At 27.8% G+C, this 5,863-nt stretch carries 5 protein-coding genes and 1 tRNA gene; 5 read left to right on the plus strand and 1 reads right to left on the minus strand.

Translation table 11 applies throughout. From position 1 onward, the window contains the following. Positions 1-1,084 (plus strand): efflux RND transporter permease subunit (locus Q5F54_RS09720; protein WP_302334328.1); only part of this gene is annotated, 1,084 nt, incomplete at its 5' end. Positions 1,085-1,198: 114 nt separating this feature from the next. On the opposite strand, the gene Q5F54_RS09725 is transcribed toward Q5F54_RS09720, so the two are convergent. Then, a tRNA-Asn gene (locus Q5F54_RS09725) sits at positions 1,199-1,274 on the minus strand. 665 nt (positions 1,275-1,939) lie between these two features. Here Q5F54_RS09725 and Q5F54_RS09730 point away from each other — a divergent pair. The 4 genes from Q5F54_RS09730 (at position 1,940) to Q5F54_RS09745 (ending at position 5,402) form a co-directional block, all read left to right on the plus strand. Further along, positions 1,940-2,833 carry an MYG1 family protein gene (locus tag Q5F54_RS09730; RefSeq protein ID WP_302334329.1) on the plus strand — a complete coding sequence of 298 codons (894 nt, stop codon included), beginning with the start codon at positions 1,940-1,942 and terminating at the stop codon, positions 2,831-2,833. A gap of 102 nt (positions 2,834-2,935) precedes the next feature. Continuing rightward, a complete protein-coding gene (locus Q5F54_RS09735; RefSeq protein ID WP_302334330.1) occupies positions 2,936-3,616 on the plus strand; it encodes a manganese catalase family protein in 681 nt (226 codons plus the stop codon). Positions 3,617-3,749: 133 nt separating this feature from the next. After that, positions 3,750-3,911: a hypothetical protein gene (locus Q5F54_RS09740; RefSeq protein ID WP_302334331.1), complete on the plus strand. Its 162-nt coding sequence runs from the start codon at positions 3,750-3,752 to the stop codon at positions 3,909-3,911. A 243-nt stretch (positions 3,912-4,154) separates the two neighbouring features. Further along, positions 4,155-5,402, plus strand: a complete 1,248-nt coding sequence (locus tag Q5F54_RS09745; RefSeq protein WP_302334332.1) for an SH3 domain-containing protein — start codon at positions 4,155-4,157, stop codon at positions 5,400-5,402. Positions 5,403-5,863: the final 461 nt, after the last annotated feature.

Genomic DNA, 5,863 nt, shown 5'->3' on the forward strand with positions numbered 1-5,863 from the left:
ACAAGTTATTATTAAAGGTGAAGATTTAGATGAATTAAAATCTATTGCCATAGATATATCAAAGGAAATTAAACCAATTAAAGGTATAAAAGAAATTACAACAGGACTTGAAAATCCAAGCCCAGAGACAAGAATAATAGTTGATAAAAATAAGGCTATGGAGTATGGTTTAACAACAGCTCAAATATATCAAACTATAGCAAATGAAATAAAAACTGATACATCATCTACTATATTAACTATTGGTAGAAATGATTATCCTGTAATAGTTTCAAATGGTGATTCATTAACAAAGAATGAATTAAAGAATTTAACTATAACAGGAACTAAAGATAATGAAAAAGTTGATGTGAAAATTTCTAGTATTGTGAGTATAAGTGATGATGAAAGTTTATCTTCTATATCTCGTGAAAATCAATCTAGATATATGACAGTTACTGCAACTATTGATAGTGATTATAATGTTGGTTTAGTAGGTAAAGATGTAAAAGCAAAATTAGATAATTATAAAGTAAAAGATGGATACTCTATTGAAATAGGTGGAGAAATGGAAACTATTTCAGATGCTATGGGTGATTTAGTATTAATGATTACTTTAGCAGTAGTATTTGTTTACTTAGTAATGGTTGCTCAGTTCCAATCATTATTATCTCCATTTATAGTAATGTTTACTATACCGCTTGCATTTACTGGAGGACTATTAGCATTATTAATTACAGGGAATGATTTAAGTGTAGTTTCTATGCTAGGTTTCTTAGTTTTATCTGGAGTTGTTGTAAACAATGGTATAGTGTTTGTAGATTATGTTAATCAATTAAGAGCTACAGGTATGAGTAAAAAAGAGGCTATAATAGAAACTGGAAGAAGTCGTATAAGACCTATACTTATGACTGCTTTAACAACAATACTTGCTATGTCTACAATGGCATTAAGTACAGGAATGGGTGCAGAAATGACACAAGGGTTGGCTATAGTTTCTATAGGTGGACTTGCATATTCGACTATATTGACGCTTGTGGTTATACCAATACTTTATGATTTAATGCAACGTAAGGAGTTTAGGGTAATAGATATAGAGGATTAGTATAAAAATCTTTCTGCGTGATGCAGAGAGGTTTTTTCTTTAAAAATAGAATACTCTACAGAATTTATATTTGAGGATTAAAAAACTCTTAGTTTAGACTAAGAGTTTTTTAATTGGCGGGAATAACAGGGCTCGAACCTGTGACCCATTGATTAACAGTCAATTGCTCTACCTACTGAGCTATATTCCCATATATTTAATTTTAACCTGTCCTTTACAGTTATTATTATAGCCTGTTTATTTAATTTTATTCAAATTTTTAACTATGGCTTTTATATCTACTTTTTGCATAATATAAGTAATCCTTTCTATAGATATATATATATTTAGAAAACATAAAAGTGATAAAATTATAAATAATATATCAGAAAATAACTTGAATTAATTTGGAAAATACGATGGCTCTCAAATAGCTTTTTAAGAAAAATTTAGCGTTACCAAAGACCTATTTTAGCGTTACCAAAGACGTTACCAAAAAAAGTACTTTGGTAACGCTTATTTAAAAAAGGTGTTACCGAAAAATTTATGGTAACACCTCTGGTAACGCCTTTGGTAACGGGTGAAATGTGTAAATTTCAACGAAAATAGCTAGTGTTACCAAAGAGACGAAAAAACCTTAGAGGTTGTCTAAATAGGCAAAATTAAAGAAAAATTACCTCTAATTAGAAAAAAGTTTAGGATTTAAGTTTTATGGTAACGGTAAAAAGTAATAGGGATATTTTTTATCATTAAATGACTATATTAAATTAAAAATTTTGGTAATATAAAATATATTATATATAAAACAGAAAAACTAAATGGAGTTTAATTATATAAATTAAGCATTACAAAAACTTGAGAAAAGAGGTAAAGAAAATGAAAAGGATGGCAGTACATAATGGAATTTTTCATGCAGATGATGTATTCGGTGTAGCACTTATGCAGTCTATATATAATGATTTAGAAATAATAAGAACAAGAGATGAAGAATTACTAAAAACTTGCGATATCGTATCAGATGTAGGGAATGGGAAGTATGATCACCATCACGTTGATAAAATAAGAAGAGAAAATGGAATACCTTACTGTGGATTTGGGTTATTATGGAGAGATTTTGGTATATCATATATAAATGCAAAATTCCCAGAACTATCTAATTTAAAAGAGCAACAAGAGGTAGCAGAGAAAGTAGACACTATACTTATTCAACAAATAGATGCACAAGATAATGGTGTAGATGTTATGACTAGTCAAGTTCCAATTATGACACTTTGTGATATTATCTATACTTTTATACCTACTGGTGCTGGAGAAGATGAAATAGAAAAAGGATTTTTTGAGGCAGTAGAGTTTGCAAAAAAAATACTATATAAAACAACAAAGAAATTCGTAGATAGTTATGAAAACTATAGAATGATTAAGAATGAACTTAAAAAACAAAATGTAAAACAATCTCATATTTTAGTATTAGAAAAATCAGTTCCATGGAAAGATACTGTACTTGAACTTGATAGAAATGAAGATGTATTATATGTAGTATATCAAGATGTAACAGGGTCATGGTGTACACAAACTGTGCCAAAGGAAGCTAATAGCTTTGCTGCTAGAAAAGATTTACCAAAAACATGGGGTGGATTAAATAATGATGATTTATCTAAGCTTACAGGGATAGAGAATTGTACATTCTGTCATCCAGCTTTATTTATTTGTGGGAATAAGACTAAAGAAGGAGCTATATCAATGGCAAAGGTAGCTGTTGAAAATAAATAGATTAGTAATTAAATATTATTATTAGGAAATTTTAATTTGAATAATAGGCTTTATTCGGGGAAACATAAAACTAAATTAAAATAAGCGGAGGTATAAGAATTTATGTTTAAACACGATAAGGCCTTACTAAGAGAAGTAAAAGTAGAAAGACCAAATCCTCAATATGCAGTTTTAATGCAAGAGCAACTAGGAGGGGGTAATGGAGAGTTAAAAGCAGCTATGCAATATTTATCTCAAAGTTTTAGAATAAAGGACCCTGAAATAAAAGATTTATTTTTAGATATAGCAGCAGAAGAACTTAGTCATATGGAAATGGTAGCACAAACAATAAACTTATTAAATGGACATGATCTAAATAATAAAGAGGTAGATAATGGTGAAATACAAACTCATGTTCAATGTGGTTTATCTCCTGTTTTAATAAACTCATCTGGTGCACCATGGACAGCAGATTATGTAACTGTTACAGGGGATTTAGTTGCTGATTTACTATCTAATATAGCATCAGAACAAAGAGCTAAGGTTGTTTATGAATACTTATATAGACAAATTGAAGATAAATACGTTCGTGAGACTATAGATTTTTTACTTAATAGAGAAGAAGCTCATAATGCTTTATTTAGAGATGCATTAAATAAAGTTAAAAACACAGGTTCAAATAAAGATTTTGGTATTACAGAAGATTCTAAGTTATACTTTGATTTATCAAGTCCAGGACCTCATGACCATGATACTAAAATAGATATTAACCCACCATCTTTTGAAACTCCTATAAAAAAATAAATATAAATTTACTTAATAGAACTCTTTTGTAGAGTTCTTTTTTACGCTTAAGAATATTATAATACTTAAAAAATGTGGATAACTTCTGAATGTAAGTAATATCAATAAACTGGTTTTGAGCGTAAAAAAGATTTTGAGCAACGGACGAAGTCGTTGGCGACATGAAGTGTTTCGCCGACACGTCGCTCAAGCGAAGCGAATTTTTTATTTTAATATAATGTTACAAAAAGAAGAAATATATATAAATAAAAAAGAATATGCAAAAAGTGTAATAAAATATATAGACAAAATATAAAAAATATTATAATATACAGTTAATAGATTTCCCTCCAAATTCTTCTAACGTAACGGGAAATTTATTAAATAAGGCACTAGACTTAATTGTTTAGTGCCTTATTTTTATATTATATAAAAAATTTACCATAATAAACCATACCAATAAATGAAATTAATGCCAATCTGTCGATAAATGTAGAAATACTAATATATTTATAATAATATATTTAAAAGGACAACTATGGATAAGGAGACAGTATAAATGAAACATCTAAAAAGAAACATATTGGCAATAACGTTAGCCTCGATGCACATAATGGGTAGCGGATATAATGTAGATGCATTAGAAACAAAAACAACATCGAATAATATAGTTAGAACAATTACTTATATGGAAGTAACAGGTAACTCAGTTAACGTTAGAACAGGACCATCAACTTCATATAAATCTATAATGAAATTAAATAAAGGAGATAAAGTAGAGTATATAAGTAGTAGCGGTAATTGGTCTAAAGTTAGATACAATGAAAAAGAGGGATATATTAGCAACACTTATATAAAGTCAGTTTCAACAACTTCTACATCTACTGATATAAGAATAATAACAGGCAATTCAGTAAACTTTAGAAAAGGGCCTGGAACAAATTATTCTGTTATAAGAAGCTTTAACAAAGGAACAAAAGTTGAGTTTATATCAAAAGAAAATGATTGGGTAAAAGTTAATTATAATGGAACAGTAGGATATGTATTTAGTAAATATGTATCAGATAAAGCAAATACTGATGATAATACATATATAACAAAATATGTAACAGGTAATTCAGTTAATGTTAGAACAGGACCATCAACTTCATATACATCTATTATGAAATTAAACAAAGGAAACAAAGTAGAGTATATAAGTAGTAGTGGTAATTGGTCTAAAATAATGTATAATGGAAAAACTGGATATATGAGTAGTCAATATTTATCAACTACAAATCCAATAGAAAATACTAAACCTGAAACACAGGGAGAAGTGTTATTCCCAGATTGGTTTAAAGAAGGAAAAAACATATTAGTAAGAGATGATTATGCATCAAATTTAAACAATGCTTTTACTGTTGAAGATTATAATACTGGAAAGAAATTTAAATTAATAAGAACTGGTGGAACAAATCATGCTGATGTAGAGCCTCTTACTGCAGCAGATACAGCTACAATGAAGAGTATATGGGGTGGATTTAGTTGGACTAGAAGACCTGTATTAGTTCATGTTAATGGAAAAGTATATGGAGCTTCAATGACTGGTATGCCTCATGCAGGATTAGATAGTGAACCAGCAAGAGAATATACAAGCAAAAATAGAAGTGATAATTATGGAGATGGAATAAATTATGATTCTGTAAAGAATAATGGTGCAGATGGACATGTAGATATACACTTTTTAAATTCTAAAACTCATAGTTCTAATAAATTAGATACAGCACATCAAAATAATATACAAATGTTAATGAATAAATTTAAATAAATTTTATATAAACTAACTATGTTAGTTAATTTGATTTGCTCAAAATAACAAAGCATATTTTAATAGTTAGAAAAGTTTATATATAAATATTAATAGGTGTAGTAAAATAACTAGTACAACAGATTAATTTAAAAGGAATATTAAATAATTATCAAGTAGAAAAAATACTAAAAAATATAAATATAATAAAATATATCCTATGTTAAAATGTAATATTAAACATAAGGTATATTTAAAAAGTATTATTTGTAGTTTTATAGATAAATAAAAATAGAACCTTAAATTACAAGGTTCTATTTTTTACGCTATTCTTAAATTTAAATATCATTTTTTTAATCTATTTGTACTTATTAAATACATAAACAATATCAGAATAACAACAAGTACCTTTTGGATTATTTACAGCACAATTACTATCTTTCATTGCTCCTGTTTTTTTTATAACTTCTTGTACAGTTTCA

Origin of the sequence: uncultured Romboutsia sp., assembly GCF_958366745.1 — a bacterium.
Lineage (GTDB): Bacteria > Bacillota > Clostridia > Peptostreptococcales > Peptostreptococcaceae > Romboutsia > Romboutsia timonensis.

What these genes read in the sequence shown, in the direction of transcription:
- Q5F54_RS09730 (WP_302334329.1), top strand. Translation starts at nt 1,940, where the DNA reads ATGAAAAGGATGGCAGTACATAATGGAATTTTTCATGCAGATGATGTA.
- Q5F54_RS09735 (WP_302334330.1), top strand. Translation starts at nt 2,936, where the DNA reads ATGTTTAAACACGATAAGGCCTTACTAAGAGAAGTAAAAGTAGAAAGA.
- Q5F54_RS09745 (WP_302334332.1), top strand. Translation starts at nt 4,155, where the DNA reads ATGAAACATCTAAAAAGAAACATATTGGCAATAACGTTAGCCTCGATG.